General features: G+C 66.3%; 11 protein-coding genes. 4 read left to right on the top strand and 7 right to left on the bottom strand.

The annotated features are described in order from the left end of the window. Positions 1-2: 2 nt before the first annotated feature. The 3 genes from VNW74_RS09055 to VNW74_RS09065 are packed head-to-tail and all read right to left on the bottom strand — an operon-like array spanning position 3 to position 3951. A complete protein-coding gene (locus VNW74_RS09055; RefSeq protein WP_325676263.1) occupies positions 3-422 on the bottom strand; it encodes a CoA-binding protein in 420 nt (139 codons plus the stop codon). Next, complete coding sequence (locus VNW74_RS09060; protein ID WP_325676264.1) at positions 422-973, bottom strand: XRE family transcriptional regulator; 552 nt, start codon at positions 971-973, stop codon at positions 422-424. Before VNW74_RS09060 ends, VNW74_RS09055 begins: the two co-directional genes overlap by 1 nt. Further along, positions 970-3951 carry an MMPL family transporter gene (locus VNW74_RS09065; RefSeq protein WP_325676265.1) on the bottom strand — a complete coding sequence of 994 codons (2982 nt, stop codon included), beginning with the start codon at positions 3949-3951 and terminating at the stop codon, positions 970-972. The genes VNW74_RS09060 and VNW74_RS09065 overlap by 4 nt, the downstream gene beginning before the upstream one ends. Before the next feature lie 312 nt (positions 3952-4263). On the opposite strand from VNW74_RS09065, the gene VNW74_RS09070 reads away from it, so the two are divergent. Further along, positions 4264-4791: a hemophore gene (locus tag VNW74_RS09070; RefSeq protein WP_414686637.1), complete on the top strand. Its 528-nt coding sequence runs from the start codon at positions 4264-4266 to the stop codon at positions 4789-4791. A gap of 8 nt (positions 4792-4799) precedes the next feature. Here VNW74_RS09070 and VNW74_RS09075 read toward each other — a convergent pair whose 3' ends face one another. Continuing rightward, entirely contained in the window at positions 4800-6071 is a 1272-nt protein-coding gene (locus tag VNW74_RS09075) for a YbhN family protein (protein WP_325676267.1), read from the bottom strand. Between the two features lie 103 nt (positions 6072-6174). Here VNW74_RS09075 and VNW74_RS09080 point away from each other — a divergent pair, with 103 nt between their 5' ends. Further along, positions 6175-7329 (top strand): AI-2E family transporter, encoded by a 1155-nt coding sequence (locus VNW74_RS09080; RefSeq protein WP_325676268.1) that lies wholly within the window; start codon positions 6175-6177, stop codon positions 7327-7329. A gap of 27 nt (positions 7330-7356) precedes the next feature. Here VNW74_RS09080 and VNW74_RS09085 read toward each other — a convergent pair whose 3' ends face one another. The 3 genes from VNW74_RS09085 to trmB are packed head-to-tail and all read right to left on the bottom strand — an operon-like array spanning position 7357 to position 11921. Then, complete coding sequence (locus VNW74_RS09085; RefSeq protein WP_325676269.1) at positions 7357-10353, bottom strand: MMPL family transporter; 2997 nt, start codon at positions 10351-10353, stop codon at positions 7357-7359. 48 nt (positions 10354-10401) lie between these two features. Continuing rightward, complete coding sequence (locus VNW74_RS09090) at positions 10402-11118, bottom strand: NYN domain-containing protein (RefSeq protein WP_325676270.1); 717 nt, start codon at positions 11116-11118, stop codon at positions 10402-10404. Continuing rightward, on the bottom strand, positions 11115-11921 hold the full coding sequence (gene trmB, locus VNW74_RS09095; RefSeq protein ID WP_414686633.1) for a tRNA (guanosine(46)-N7)-methyltransferase TrmB: 807 nt from the start codon (positions 11919-11921) through the stop codon (positions 11115-11117). Before trmB ends, VNW74_RS09090 begins: the two co-directional genes overlap by 4 nt. A 225-nt stretch (positions 11922-12146) precedes the next feature. Here trmB and VNW74_RS09100 point away from each other — a divergent pair, with 225 nt between their 5' ends. After that, positions 12147-13181, top strand: coding sequence for a hypothetical protein (locus tag VNW74_RS09100; protein WP_325676271.1), 1035 nt, complete (start codon positions 12147-12149; stop codon positions 13179-13181). Then, positions 13154-14830: a hypothetical protein gene (locus tag VNW74_RS09105; RefSeq protein WP_414686634.1), complete on the top strand. Its 1677-nt coding sequence runs from the start codon at positions 13154-13156 to the stop codon at positions 14828-14830. Before VNW74_RS09100 ends, VNW74_RS09105 begins: the two co-directional genes overlap by 28 nt. The last annotated feature ends 119 nt before the right edge of the window (positions 14831-14949 follow it).

Genomic DNA, 14949 nt, shown 5'->3' on the forward strand with positions numbered 1-14949 from the left:
AATCAGCACAACCGGGCGTGCTCGACCATCAGGCAACGGTCCATCACCACCTGTAAACCGGCTGCCTCCGCGTCGCGGCCCACTTGCTCATGCCACAACCCCTCCTGCAGCCAAAGGGTTTTCGGCCGTCGATCGAGGGCGAGCGTGTCGGCCAACACCGACGGCAACTCGTCGAGCCGCCGGAACACATCGACCATGTCGGGTACCACCGGCAAGTCGGCCAGCCGCGGATACGCTGGCGCGCCGTCGATTTCGGTGATCGTCGGGTTGACCGGGTACACCTGGTAGTCACCCGTCGCGACCAGATAGGAATAGATCTCGTGGCTCGGCCGAGTCGGCTTGTCCGATGCTCCGATCACTGCGATGGTGCGGGTCTCCGCCAGGATGCGGCGCAGCGTCAGGTCGTCGGGCTGGCCGAGCATCAGTTGCTGCGGCGCGGCCGCTGCGCAGCCCGCGGAGCCGGTTGCTGGGACGGGCGCTGCGGGGGCTGTTGGCTTCTGGCCTTCGCGAACCGGTCAGAGAGCCGGCGCATCCGGATCATCAACGACGCCGACGGGCTCGTCGTGGCATCCAGGTAGGCGCCCACCTCGTCGACGGGCACCCCGATCCGGGACGCGAATTCCGGCATCTTCAGTCCCGACCGTTCGATCAGCAACCGCACGTGGCGGGCCACTTCGTTGCGCTCGTTGGCCTCCAGATGTGCGCGGGCGCGGTCCAGCACCTCCGCCAATGCCTTGGAAATGCCGTAGGGTCGCGAGGTCTCCAGAACTTCCTCGACTTGACGGGCCGTGCGCCCGTAGGGGTCGCGTTTGATCGCGACCGCGATCTGCTTCCAGGTGGCGATGTCGCCACCTTCCAGCGCTGAGCGGATGGCCGACGTCGGCCAGAACTCCACGGGCTGCTCGACAGTGCGAGGACGGACGGGGGGACGATGCGGCGCCGGTCCGTGGCGTCGATCGGCTGCCAACGTCACCTCGCCTCCTCCAGCATCGCCACTGCCACCGACAGGCAGCGCTGCCTGACCTCCTCCCAGTCTGCCTTCGCATCCGGACCGGGCCAACTTTCGTCGTCGAGATCCGTCGGATGTGGATCCGCGAGCCGTCGCACCAGCTGGGTAGCGATCCATTGCCGCCTGGGTGATTGACTACAGTAATACCTATCCATCCCGGCCAATACGAATGCGGCTGTCTCGGCTTCCATCGTGTCGACCAGCTCAGCAAATTCGGTGTAGTCCCGGCTGCTGTTGCGCGACATGATCAGGTAGCCCTTGAGTCGCAACGTTTCGGCGCCGGTCGGGATTTGCAACCGGTCACCGGTGGACAACTGCACGTGGGTGGTTTCCACCGGACTGCGCCGCTCGAACGTGGGGTGGTCGGTCTCGGCCGCGGTTTCCAGTGCGTCCAGGGCGACCGACAGCCGGCCGCGCCACAGTGTGACCGGATGCACGGGCCGGACCGTCCGGGGTGCGGAGCGGCTGGTGCCATTGCGGTGGGACAAGCCGCCGGCGAACCTCTTGCCCGCTGAGTGACCGTTGGTCGGGGCCGCCGTCCCGGCCAACGCCAACCCGTGCGTGGTGGCACTGGCATCGTCGTCGCCGTTGACGTGTGAGCGCAGTTCGTCGTTGCGCCCACATCCGGTGAAGGCCAGCGGGTCGGCCACGGTAATCGCGTCCGGGACCAGGTGCTTGAGCCTGGCTGCGGATTTCAGCACGATTCGTAGGTCGGCGCTGGGCACCACCGGCGCCGAGATGTCCTCGGGGATCATCAGGACATTGCCGAGATCGACTGTGGGCAGCGGTTTTTCGAAGTCGACGGAGGGCAGGATGCGCTCCAGCCAAGCCGGCAGCCACCAGTTCCACTGGCTAAACATCGCCATCAGGGCGGGCACCATCACCAGCCGCACCACCGTGGCGTCCACCGCGATCGCGACCGCGCACGCCACCCCGATTTCGGCCACCAGCGGCATGCCGGCGAACGCGAAACCGATGAACACGGCGATCATGATCAGCGCGGCGCTCGTGATGGTGCGCGCGCTGGTGCTCACTCCGTAGGCCACGGCGTCATGTGTGTGACCGGTTTGCAGGAACCGTTCCCGGATTCGGGTCAGCAAGAAGATCTCGTAGTCCATCGACAAGCCGAACGTCATGGCCAGCACCAGCGGCGGGACGGTGGAATCGATGGAGCTGATCGGCGGGAACCCGAGCTTCTCCAGCCAGCCCCACTGGAAGACCATCACCAAACTGCCGTAGGCGGCGGCCACCGACAACACGGTCATCAGCACGCCCTTGAACGCCAAGAACACCGACTGGATCGAGATCAGCAGCATGACGAAGGCGATCAGAGCGACGAAAACCAACACCAGCGGCTCGGTCTGCGACACCCGGTCGTCGAAGTCTTTGATCAGCGCGGTCGGTCCGCCCACGTCCACCTGCGCCGAGCCTGCCGCCGCGGGTAGGTGGGCCCTCATCCACGCGATGCTGCTGCGCGCGCCCAGGTCCTCGGGATCGACCGACGGCACCCCGGAAAATAAGGCGCTGGTGTTGTTGTCCGCGAACACCGGCGCCGCCACCGAGACGATGTCGGGCGCCTGCCCCATCTGCTGACGGATAGCCGCGAGTGTCTGAGTGTGCGTGGGCGAGGACGCCTCGCCGTCGGGGAAGGTCACCAGCACCTGCACCGGGCCCAGCGCGCCGGGACCCAGCGCCTCTGCGGCCGCCGACACTCCGGCGCGGATCTCGTGTGACGAGTTGAATTGCCGGAGCAGGCTGTTGCCCAGCACCATCGACAGGGCCGGCACCGCCATGGCAATGAGAACAGCCGATGCCGCCAACGCCGAGACCCACGGCCGGCGCATTACCCAGCCGATCCAACGACTCCAGAACCGCGACTGCGTCGTCTCGGGTCGCCGCGACCAGTGCAGCACCGCGGATCTCTTGGCGGCGGCGCGGCTGAACGTCGCCAACACGGCCGGTGTCATGGTCGTCGCGGTCAGCATTGCGACCGCGACCGCAAGGATTGCGCCGGTGGCCATCGACGCCAGAGCCGGGGTGTCGATCAGATAGATACCTGTCAGCGAGGCCACGACGGTCATCCCGGACAGCACCACCGCGAGGCCGGACGTGGCCATCGCCGCGTCGACCGCCTCCTGCGGCTGACGCCCGGCACGCAGTTCCTCGCGGAAGCGCATCAAAATGAACAGCGAATAGTCGACCGCCAGCGCGATACCGAACATCGACACCGTCGAGGTGACGAAGACCGACATCGTGGTGTAGGCCGACAGTAGATAGACCAGTCCCATGGTGATTGCGACCGTGCAGATGCCCAATGCCAGCGGAATCGCAGCGGCGGCAAGCGAACCGAACACCGCCAGCAACACAATCAGGATGATCGGAAGGTTCCAGCGTTCCGCCGCGGCGATGTCATGTTTGGTGTTGGCAGCCGCGGCCGTACTCAGCGCACCCTGGCCGATGACGTAGAGCCGGACCCTGCCGTTCGCCATTTGTCCCGGCCGCTCGCCCTGGACGCCGACCTTTGCCCGCAACTTCTTGGCGGCGTCGCTGGCGCTGCTGTTGTTGGAGGAGTCCAGTCGCAATGACACCACGTACGGCCGGTCAGGCTCTGGTGCCGGCTGGGACGGATTCTTCACCACCGCCACATCGGAGACTTGGCCGGCGACCTGCTGCAGAAATGTCGCGGCGGCGTTCATGTCTTCGTAGCTCGCGTCCGCGCGCGGCGCCGCCACCAGCGCCAGCGGTGACGTGCCCTGGTCGGGGTAGTGGGCCTCGAGTTGGTCATGGACGCGTAGGGACTGGGAGCCGGCCACCTCGAAGCCACCACCCGTGAGGTGACCCGACTGGGTCACCGTCAGGTAGATGGCGGGTATCAGCGCGAGCAACCAACCTGTGAAGACCAGCCAGCGGAATCTGCGCAGGTTGCTGCTTAGGCGCATCATGAAGTGCTGGATTTTGGTCTCCCCGCATCAGGTTTGCGTGCAGGCCAGCCTACCCCAGCAAGCTATGTGCACATGCCGCTGAGCTGCAACAACTCCGCAACGATGTCGGGATTCGCGGGGGCCTGATGTCGAAGCTGATCGAGTGTGAGCAGTCTCCTGTTGGCTGAATTGGCCGCGCCCGCGCAGTGGATGGCAGGATGGCCGGTGGATGGTCACGATTCGGTTTCACAAACCGCGGACCGCAGCTGGTTGCGAGGCCCACCGAGATTCGCAAGCCCTATCGCACGCCATAAGGAGCTATCTATGACTTCCCTGACTGGGGATACTGCGACATTGCGCCGACGACTGTTCGGTGTCCTGACCGCCACCGCGATGGGTGGTGCGACCGCGGCGGTGCTGCTGTCTGCGCCGTCAGCGGTCGGCGCGTCTGACCCTTGTGCTGCCAGTGAGATGGCAAGGACGATCGGCAACGTCGCCCGGTCCGCCGGCGACTATCTGGACGGGCACCCGGAGACCAACCAGGCGATGACCACCGTCTTGCAACAGCCTGCGGGACCGCAGTCGGCCGACTCGCTGAAGGGCTATTTCACTGCCAACCCCAAGGCAGCCCTCGATCTGCAGACGATCGCGCAACCGCTCACCGGCCTGTCCGCCCAGTGCAGGCTGCCGATCAGCCTTCCTCAGGTGCTCGGCTTCATGCAAGGCGCACAGGGCGGGCTGCCGGGCGGCCTGCCCGGCGGGCTGCCGAATGCTGCGGCGCAGGCCATCTCCGGGGCCCAGGGCGGGGTTGCGGCCGCGCCTGGCGCCGCAGTGATGCCGGGGCTCAGCGCGATCAAGTAGTCGCCCGGCTAGTTCTGGGCAGCCCCGCGGCGCCTGCGTGTCGCCGAAGTCTCGCCCGTCTTGGCGCCCGGATCCGGTGGCACCGGACCCTGGAGCGCGGCGTCGGCCGGGTCGACGGGCGTCGCCCCGTTGCCGTTTTTGAGGTGTGTCGAAGCCGGGTTCCCGGCAAGGCCTGTTGCCATGTCGGTCTCTGCGGAGGTGTCCGTGCCCGGTTCTGGGCCAGCTTCGAAGGCGTCAGGATCGGCGTCGTTCTCGGTGCGGAACATGAAGAAGAACACCACCCAGCCGACGGCGGCGAGGAACAACCAGCTGATCAGACGGTAGATCAACATCGCCGAGATAGCGCCGGACAACGGCAATCCGCTGGACACCAAACCGGGCACCAACACCGCCTCGACGACCAACAGACCGCCGGGCATCAGCGGTATCGTGCCGACCGCCCGAGCGGCCGCACAGGCCACCGTCAACCCGCCAACCGACGGGTGATAGCCCGCCGCGTATGCGGCGAAGCCCAGGCAGGCAACGTCAGCGAACCGGTTGACCAGTGACCAGCTGAAGGCCACCGCGAGGTTGCGGCGGCTCAGGCTGACCGATTCCAGCTGCGAGAGCATCTGGCGCCACTTCGCCAGGCCGGCGTCGGACGGCTTACCCCGAACCGAGTTGACCCACGACAACACTCGGCATCCGATCCCGTCGATCAGCTCCGGCCGCGACGCCACCGCCTGGGCCAGCAGCAACAACGCGACGAAGCCGCCGAGGGTGAACAGCAACGAGAGGGGGTTGTTCTTCGCACCGAGGAAAAACGCGCCGCCTAGACCCAGCAGTGCCAGCCCAACCGCTTGCAGCACGCCCGACATCACCAGCTGCCACGACGCCACCAACGTCGACGCGCCCCAAATCCGTTGCTGCCGAAGCAGAAAAGTCGCCGCTAACACCGGACCGCCGGGCAGCGTGGTGCTCAACGAGTTGGCCGCGTAGTAGGCGGCTTCAGACCGCAATTTCTTGACGTGCACGCCGGCCGATGCCAGCAGGGTCCGCTGAACCTCGGCGAAGCTGTGCATCAAGACGACGGCCGCCAGGGCCGAGGCCAACAGCCACCACCAATTCGCTGAGTAGAGGCTCTTGGCGGCCTTGGCCACCTGGTCGCGCACCAGTGCCACCTCCACGGCCAGCACGATCGCGACGACGCCCAGGATGGCCCAGCGCACCCACCAGTACTGGCCGCGGGCACGTTCTTCGTGCTGACCGCTGACGTTCGTGGCCGGTGCGTCGTGCGACACATGAATTAGCGTAGCCGCGCAGGTCGCGCCAAGATCGGTGCCCGGCGCAGGTGTCCGCACTATATTTGCGGACGGTGTGCTACCGGCGGTTAGGCTTGACCATATGTCGTCGAAGGCCGACGCGGATTATGGGGATTCGGTAGAACCCATTGTTCGGAAAACCGCTGCCTGGGCCTGGCGGTTATTGGTCATCCTGGTGGCTTTGGTGGCGCTGTTGTGGGTTATCGCCCGGCTGGAAATCATCGTCGTCCCGCTGCTGCTGGCGTTGATGCTGAGCGCACTGCTGGTCCAGCCGGTGGATTGGCTGGACCGGCGGGGCGCGCCCCGCGGTGGCGCCGTCGCCCTGGTGTTGTTGGCTGGCTTCGCGATTCTGGGCGGCATCATGACGTTCGTCATCAGCCAATTCGTCATCGGTTTGCCGGATCTGGTCAACCAGGTCACCCGCAGCATCGACGAAACCCGCAATTGGCTGATCGAGGGGCCGCTGCATCTCAGCCGCCAACAGATTGAGAACGCCGGGAACGCGGCCATCCAGGCGCTGCAGAACAATCAGGCAAAGTTAACCAGCGGCGCGCTGTCGACTGCGGCCACCTTCACCGAGATCCTCACCGCCGCATTTCTGATGTTCTTCACGCTGATCTTCTTCCTTTACGGCGGACGCAACATCTGGCAGTACGTCACCAAGATCTTCCCTACCGACGTCCGGGACCGGGTTCGCGCCGCGGGCAGCGCGGGATATGGGTCGCTGGTCGGCTATGTGCGGGCCACCTTCCTGGTGGCGTTGGTCGACGCCGCGGGAGTCGGCATCGGTTTGGCGATCATGAGCGTGCCACTGGCTCTGCCGCTGGCCTCGTTGGTGTTCCTCGGTGCGTTCATCCCGCTGGTCGGTGCCGTCATCAGCGGCTTTCTCGCGGTGGTGGTGGCACTGCTCACGAAGGGATTTGTCTACGCGCTCATCACGCTTGGCGTGCTTATCGGCGTCAACCAGCTCGAAGCGCACATCCTGCAGCCGTTGGTGATGGGCCGCGCGGTATCGATCCATCCGTTGGCGGTGGTGGTGGCGATCTCGACGGGCGGTGTGCTCGCCGGAGTTGTCGGCGCGCTGCTCGCGGTCCCGACGGTCGCTTTCTTCAACAATGCGTTCCAGGTGCTGCTGGCCGAGGATCCGTCCGCAGCCGCCAAAAAGACCGACGACGATGCGGTCATCATGCAGGCCGAGCCGGATGAGCTGGAGCCCGAAAGCAGAACCGCGGACTAGATCCGATCGCCCTGCTAGACCCGATTGCTAAATTCGGCCTTCGCGACGCAGCAGATCCTGCGCGCTGAGTCCGCCGCCGCGGCGTTGACGGGGACGGTCGGAGCTGTCGGCGTTCTTTGCGCGGGCGTTCAGTTTCTGGGTCGCAACGTCGGGATCCTTCTCGTCCTGCGGGCCGGTCGGGATCGCGGTAGTGGCATCCTCTTCGGGCGGCTGCTGACCCGGGGAGCGGTCGGTCGGTACCTGTATGGCCCGGGTCGGATCGGCGGACGGCCTCGATGGCGGCGGAGGGGTGGCTGTGCCGCGAGGATCGGCGGGGCGGTCGTTGCGCTTCGACCCGCGCAGATCGCTGAGCCAGGACTCGATTTCGCGATCTTCACCGCGGGGCGGCTGCTGCGGCCCCGGCGGTGCTACGGCGGGCGGTTGGGGTGGACGCTCGTGTCCGGGTGCGGGAGCGCTTCCAGGGCTCGGTTGGGCGGAAAAGCGAGTCGTCGGCGGCTCTTTGGGCTCAGCGTGTCCCGGGGCGCGCATCTTCGTAGTGCCGGCGGCCGAGGGCGTGTCCTGAGCCGGTGGCCGGTAGTCCGGTCGAGGCGCCGGCCCAGCTGGTCGGCCTGACCGGGATGGAGTCTCCGCGCCGGGGTGGGTGGGGTCGTGCGGTGGACGGGGTTTTGTAGCGACGGCGGGGGATGCGGCGACCGGCGGTCGCTCGGCCCGGCGGGGGACGGGCTTCTTGCGCTCGTCGGGCAGGTGAATCTCGCCCAGCCCGATGCGATTCTGCAGCCGCTTCATCCACAGTGGCGCCCACCAGCAGTCGTCGCCAAGCAGCTTCATCACCGACGGCACCAGGAACATCCGAACGACGGTGGCGTCCAACAGAAGTGCTGCCATCAGCCCAAACGCCAGATACTTCATCATCACCAAGTCGGAGAAGATGAACGAGCCGGCGACCACCGCAAGGACGGTCGCCGCCGCGGTGATGATGCGACCGGTGGCCGCGGTTCCGATTCGGATGGCCTCGGCGGTGGACATGCCGCGTGCGCGGGCCTCGACCATCCGGGAGACCAGGAATACCTCGTAGTCGGTCGATAGCCCGAAGACGACCGCGATGATCAGACCGATCACCGGCGCGGTCAGCGGCGTCGGCGTGAAATTCAGCAACTTGGCGAAGTGGCCGTCGACGAAGATCCACGTCAAGATGCCCATCGTCGACCCGAGGGTCAACGCGCTCATCACGGTGGCTTTGATCGGCAGCACCAGCGATCCGAACGCTAGGAACATCAGCAGCGTGGTGGTGGTCAACAGGATGACCAACATCAGCGGCAGCTTGCTGAAAAGGCCGTGAATGGCGTCCTGCTCGAGCGCCGGTGTGCCGCCGACCAGAACGGTCAGCCCCTTCGGTGCGGAGATGGCACGCAATTCATTGATCTTCTTGGCCGACTCATTCGGTTTCACCAGCCCGTTCTGGATTACCCGCACCGAGTCGTTCTTGGGGTGGCTCGCCCCATCGGGGCCTGCCACGCAGGGATTATCGGCGATCGTCGGACACGGCCGGTCCTGCCAGTTCTTGTCGGCGAACCCACTGATTGAGCTGACATCGTTGCGGATTTCGGCAACCTGCTGATCGGTGACCTTGCCGCCGTTATTGCTTTGGATCACCATGGTGAGCTGCTGGGTGCGGTAGCCCGGGAACAGCGTGTCGAATTTCTCCTGGGCCACCCGGACCGGGTTATCCGGTGGAAGGTATTTTTCGCTGAAGGCGCCGAGCTTCAGGTTTCCCAGCGGGATGATCAGCAGGATCATCCCGACGACGATCGGAATGGCGAACACCAGCGGGCGCTTCATCACCCGGTTGACCAACTTGCCCCAGAACTCGTGCTCGACCTCTTCGCGGGTTTTGGTCTTTTGCAGCAGGTTTGCCAGCCAGTTCAGGTACACGCGCGACGGCTTCCAGTTCGCCAAGAACGGCACCCGCAACAGGTCTCGCACGCCCAGCGCGTCGACGCGGTGGCCCAGGATTCCGAGCACGGCCGGCAGGATGGTGATAGACAAGATCGCCGACAGCATGACCGCCGCGATGACGGCATAGGTCAGCGATTTCAGGAAGCCCTGCGGGAACACCAGCATGCTGGCCCCCGACACCGCGATCAGCACCGCCGAGAAGGTCACCGTGCGCCCGGCCGTCATCATCGTGCGACGAACCGCGACCTCGCTGTCATAGCCCTCGGCGATCTCCTCCCGAAATCGGCTCACCACGAACAGGCCATAGTCGACGGCGATACCGAGGCCGATCATGGTCACCACGGGTTGGGCGAAAAAGTTCACCGGACTGAACATCGCCACGAGACGCATGATGCCCAGCGCGCCGGCGATCGCCAGGCCGCCGACCATCACCGGCAGGCAGGCCGCGACAACCCCGCCGAAAACCAGGAACAACACCACCGCCACCAGCGGCACCGCCAGAACTTCCATTCGCCGTTGGTCGGTTTCGATGGTGCCGGTCAAGCCGCTGGCCACCGGTTCGAGGCCGGCGACGCCGACCTTGCCGCCATCAAGCTTCACCAGGTCGGGCGCGACCGTCTTGTAGTTATTGAGAATCGAGTCGTCGCTGTCGCCTTTGAGCATGATGGACACAAAGGTGTGCTTCTTGTCCTCGGTCGCCATGCCCTTGACTGCCGCGGCATTCGGTGCCCGCAGGTAGCCGACCCAGTCCAGTACCTGCTCGGGGTGATCGGCCTTGAATTTGTTGAGTTGATCCGTGATCTGCTTCGACCAGGCCGGGTCGTCGACCGTCTTGCCCTGCGGAGCCGTGAAAGTCGCCACGATGTGGCTGGTTCGGTCGCGGCCGTAGGTGTCGTCGCCCATTACCGACGCCTTGACCGACTGACTGCTGTCGTCGAAGAAACCACTCTGCGTGACGTGCTTGCCGAGGCTGACCCCGAAGATGCCTGCGCCGAGGCACAGCGCCACCATGACGCCGATGACGACATACCGGTAGCGGTACACAGTTCGACCCCACCAGGCGAACACGTAAGCTCCTTACTGGATCTGCGGCGACCCGCGCATTGGTTTCAGTTGTCAGACACGCGAGGTCAGCAATGAAGACAGCGGCCGGAACGGTTGCAGCCACGCCCCCTTCTCAGGCAGCGAATCGAGGCCGATTCGCGGCAGCGGCTCCCGGAAAACACCCGCGATGTCCTCCAGGTCGACAAACTCCAAGGTATCCGACGCTAGTGCCCAACTCGCGTGTTCGCGAAATCCAAGCACCTGAACGGGCACCCCGCTACGGGAGATTTCCTCCAGTGGCTGGCGGAAGGCCTGGCCATCAGCGGACGCGACCACCAGCGCGGCCAGACCCTCGGCGCTGCGCTGCGCGATGTGGTCCAGCATGTCGCTGTCGACATCACTGTCTTCGTCGAGTTTCGGCTTGGCGAAAACAGCGAATCCCACATTACGCAGGGCATCCACCCACGGCCGGACCACTTCGGCGCTGCCCGCCGCGATGTTGGTGAACACGGTGGCTTCGGGTTCGGCTAAAACATCTTGTCGACCGGCTCCGACCTCGGCGGTGCGGGCCAGCAACCAGCGGCCAAGGGCGTCGAAGCGTGGGCGTTCCAGTGCGGTGGGCCGACGGCCCAGGATGGATCCCAGGCCCATGTCCAGGTTCGGCGCGTCCCACACCAGCAGCACCCGCTGAACTGCTGGTCCAGTATCGGGCGCGGCGTCACCGGAAAGTGCCACCGGTGCGGTAACGGGTGGGGTAGGTTCCGCGGTCGTTTGTTCGGTCAGGCTCATGGGCGGTTTCTTTCGGAGCGGCTCGTCCACACCAGTTCGGTGACGGCGCTGCCGGCATGCTGCGCCTTGTTCTCGTATTTAGTCGTCGGGCGGATGACCGAGATCGCCAGTTCGCCGAGCGGATCCACCCGGTTGAGGCGAGGTTCGGCATCGCCAACCGCGGCGATCTGCTCGGCGTAGCCGGGATGGTCGGTGGCGACGTGCAGTACACCCCCGAGACGGAGCCGGTCAGCGATCAGGGCCACCGTGGCGGGCTGGAGCAGTCGGCGCTTGTGATGCCGGGCCTTAGGCCATGGATCGGGAAAGAACACCCGGACGCCGCTCAGCGAGCCCGGCACGATCAGAGATTCCAGCACGTCGACGGCATCCCCGCGGATCAACCGGATATTGGTGACGCTTTCTCGATCGATGGCGCTGAGCAGTTGCGCCAGCCCGCGCCGATAGACCTCGACGGCGATCACGTCGACTTCTGGCTCGTCTTGCGCCATCGCCAGCGTAGAAGTCCCTGTGCCACAACCGATTTCGAGTACGAGCGGAGCATCTCGGCCAAACCAGGCGCGGGTATCCAGTGGCTCGTCCGGCGCGTCGGGGCCATGTTGCGGCGTCGCTATGGTGCCCAGTTCGGGCCACAACCGCTCCCAGGTTCGCTGCTGGGCGGGCGACAACGCCGATCGCCGCGACCGGAAGCTGGTGGTCCGGCGATACCGGCCGGCAGTGTGCGCCGCAGGCCGGGCGTCTGGCGGTGGCGGCGGTGTGACCGCGTCCACCGATGGCTGCGCACGCATCCGTTCATCGTTACCCATGAAACGACGATGTTGCCGCCCGCGGACCAGATTGATACCCAACAGTTGCTTTCCGCTGCTAGCGGGTGGCTCGCATCGCGGCGACTCAGATGTCACCATTCCAGCGGTAGAGCCGGCTCGCCGGTAAGCCCGGTAGGTGCCAACAGGACCAGAAGGGCTCGGTCACAATGGAGCGATGTCACAGTAGTACTGGCATTTGCCGGGCTGGACCTGACAGGCGAACACATGATCGGACAGGGGCGTCAGATTTTCGTCGATGAGCTGGAGCGATTTGCCACCGAGGTGGCTGACTCGCGCTGTGCCGCTATCGCTGATCGGCTCGCCGCCCCGCTTCGGGTGGCGGTGTCCGGACGTCGGGGCGTGGGTCGCAGCACTGTCGCGCGCGCGCTGGCGCGCGCTGCCGAAGTGCGCGGGACGATCACCGTGTCCGCGTCGCCGGAAGTCGACGTGGACGTCTACGTCGTCGCCGACGTGGTCAAACCCGAGGATCGTGACGCGATCGTGGCGGCCGACCGGCCGGTCGTGGCGCTGCTGAACAAGGCGGATCTGATCGCAACCGGCCAACCGGGCCTGCACCGCAACGGGCCGACCAGCGCGGCGAGAACCCGCTGCGCACGGCTTTCCGCCCGCACCGGTCTGCCGATCCAGCCGGTGGTTGGAGTGCTCGCGGTTGCCGCGCTCGACGACGTGCTGGACGACGAACTGTGGGCCGCGCTGCAGGTGCTGGCCACTCGGCCCGCCGACCTGAGCTCGCCGGACAGCTTTCTCACCGGCGGGCACCCGGTGGCCGTCGAGCTGCGGCGGCGGCTGCTCGACACCCTCGACGTGTTCGGCGTCGAGCAGGCACTGGAAGCGATCCGGGATGGCGCTACGCGTGACCAGACCCGCGCCAGGTTGCGCTGCCTGAGCTGCATTGACGATGTCGTCGACACGATCGGGTCGATAGGCGCACCGGTGCACTACCGCCGGGTGCTGGACGCCGTCGCCGAGTTGGAGACGCTGGCCGTCACCGACCTGCGGGTCGGCGAATTCCTGTCTTGCGACGAGACCGTGATCGCCCGGATGGCGGCGGCCGTAGACGTCGTCGAGGCGGCCGGCATGCAGGTCGATCGCTGCGATAGCGGCGCAGCACATCTGCGCCGCGCCATGGGGTGGCAACGCTACTGCCGTGGGCCCGTGGCGGGCCTGCACCGCGCGTGTGGCGCGGACATCGTCAGGGGCTCGCTGCGGCTATGGTCAAAGGTCGGGAGTTCAGCGTGACCGAGCAGGCAGGCAGCGGCGCAATCGCCGCAGAAGGCCCAACAGACGCGATCGATGCAATGGTGGCGGCGATCGGGCCGCGGCTGGGTGCACCGACTACACAGCGCCGCGACGTGGTCCTGGTGGCCGGGCCGTGGCTGGCCGGGATCAGTGGCGTCGTCGCGGCACTGAGCGAGCGGTTGCCCGCGCACACGTTCATCGAGTCGGCCGAACTGGCGGCCGGCGAAGCGCCGACGGCGGTGGTGTTCGTCGTCTCGGCGGCGGCCGCGTTGACCGAATCCGACTGCGCGCTGCTGGACGCCGCGAGCGCCGATACCGACGCGGTGATCGGCGTGGTGTCGAAGATCGACGTGCATCGCGCCTGGCGCGATGTGCTGGCCACCGACCGCGAGGTGCTGTCGGCCCACGCGCCGCGCTACCGTGACGTGCCCTGGGTCGGCGTGGCTGCCCTGCCAGAGCGCGGTGAACCACTCGTTGACGACCTCGTCGTCGCGGTACGCGAACAACTCGCCGCTAACGATCTTCCGCGACGAAACAGGTTGCGCGCGTGGGAATCCCGGTTGCAGACCGTCGCTGACCGGTACGATCGTGACGCCGACGGCGCGGGTCGGCGGGCGCGGGTCGAGGCATTACGTGAGCAGCGCACCGCTATCTTGCGGCAGCGACGGCTGTCGAAATCCGAGCGCACGATCGCGCTGCGCAGCCAAACCCAGCAGGCTCGGGTCCAGCTGTCTTACTACGCCCGCAACCGTTGCGCCACGGTGCGTTCAGAGCTGCAGGAGGATCTGGGAAGTCTCACCCGACGCAAACTGCCGGAGTTCGAGGCGTACGCCCGCGGGCGCATCGACACGGTGGTCGGCGAAGTGGACAGCGGCACCAGCGAGCATTTAACCGAGATGGCAAACGGTCTGGGGCTGCCGACCGGCCCGCCGGCACCGGCCGCGCTCCCGACGATCGAGATACCGCCGCCACAGCTGAAGTCCCGGCGACTGGAGACTCGGTTGATGATGCTGGTGGGTGCCGGTTTCGGGTTGGGCGTCGCGTTGACGCTCAGTCGGTTGTTGGCCGACCTGGCCCCGGGACTGACCGTGGCCGGGGCCGTCGCATGTGCGGCGATCGGGCTTGCGCTCACCGTCTGGGTGGTCGGCACTCGCGGCCTACTGCGCGATCGCGCATTGCTGGACCGTTGGGCCGGCGAGGCGACCGGTCTGCTGCGGTCCGCGCTCGAGCAGTTGGTCGCAACTCGGGTGCTGGGAGCTGAGTCGTCGCTGACCACGGCGCTGGGCGAGCAAGATGAGGTCGAGAGTGCGCGGGTCAACGAACAGGTCGGCGTGATCGATACCGAGCTGCGCGAGCACGCCGTCGTCGGGGCGCGCGCGGCGGCGCTGCGAGGCCGGGAGATGCCGACGCTACAGGCCGCGCTCGAGGCGGTTCGGGCGGAACTTGGCGAACCGGCTCCGCCCGGCGACGATGCGGGCCCCGGGGGGGTACCGCAGCGTAGCGAGGGGACGACCCGGGAAGGAACCGAGCAGTTGGCTGGGGCGGAGACCAGTGAACCGGGGACCGATGACCCCGACATCCCGACCGATGCCGGCACCGATGAAATTGACGAAACCCCGTCGACGAATACCGCGGATAACGTCATCTGAATCGTTCGTGTGAGTGATTCAATACCCGCCCGACCTGCCCTGGCGATATTCCCCGCGATAACCTGTATAACGGGCCACCGCAAAGCCGCACGGGCGAAATGGTCCGCTCTGAGCCTTAG

This window comes from Mycobacterium sp. (assembly GCF_035570115.1).
Classification (GTDB): domain Bacteria; phylum Actinomycetota; class Actinomycetes; order Mycobacteriales; family Mycobacteriaceae; genus Mycobacterium.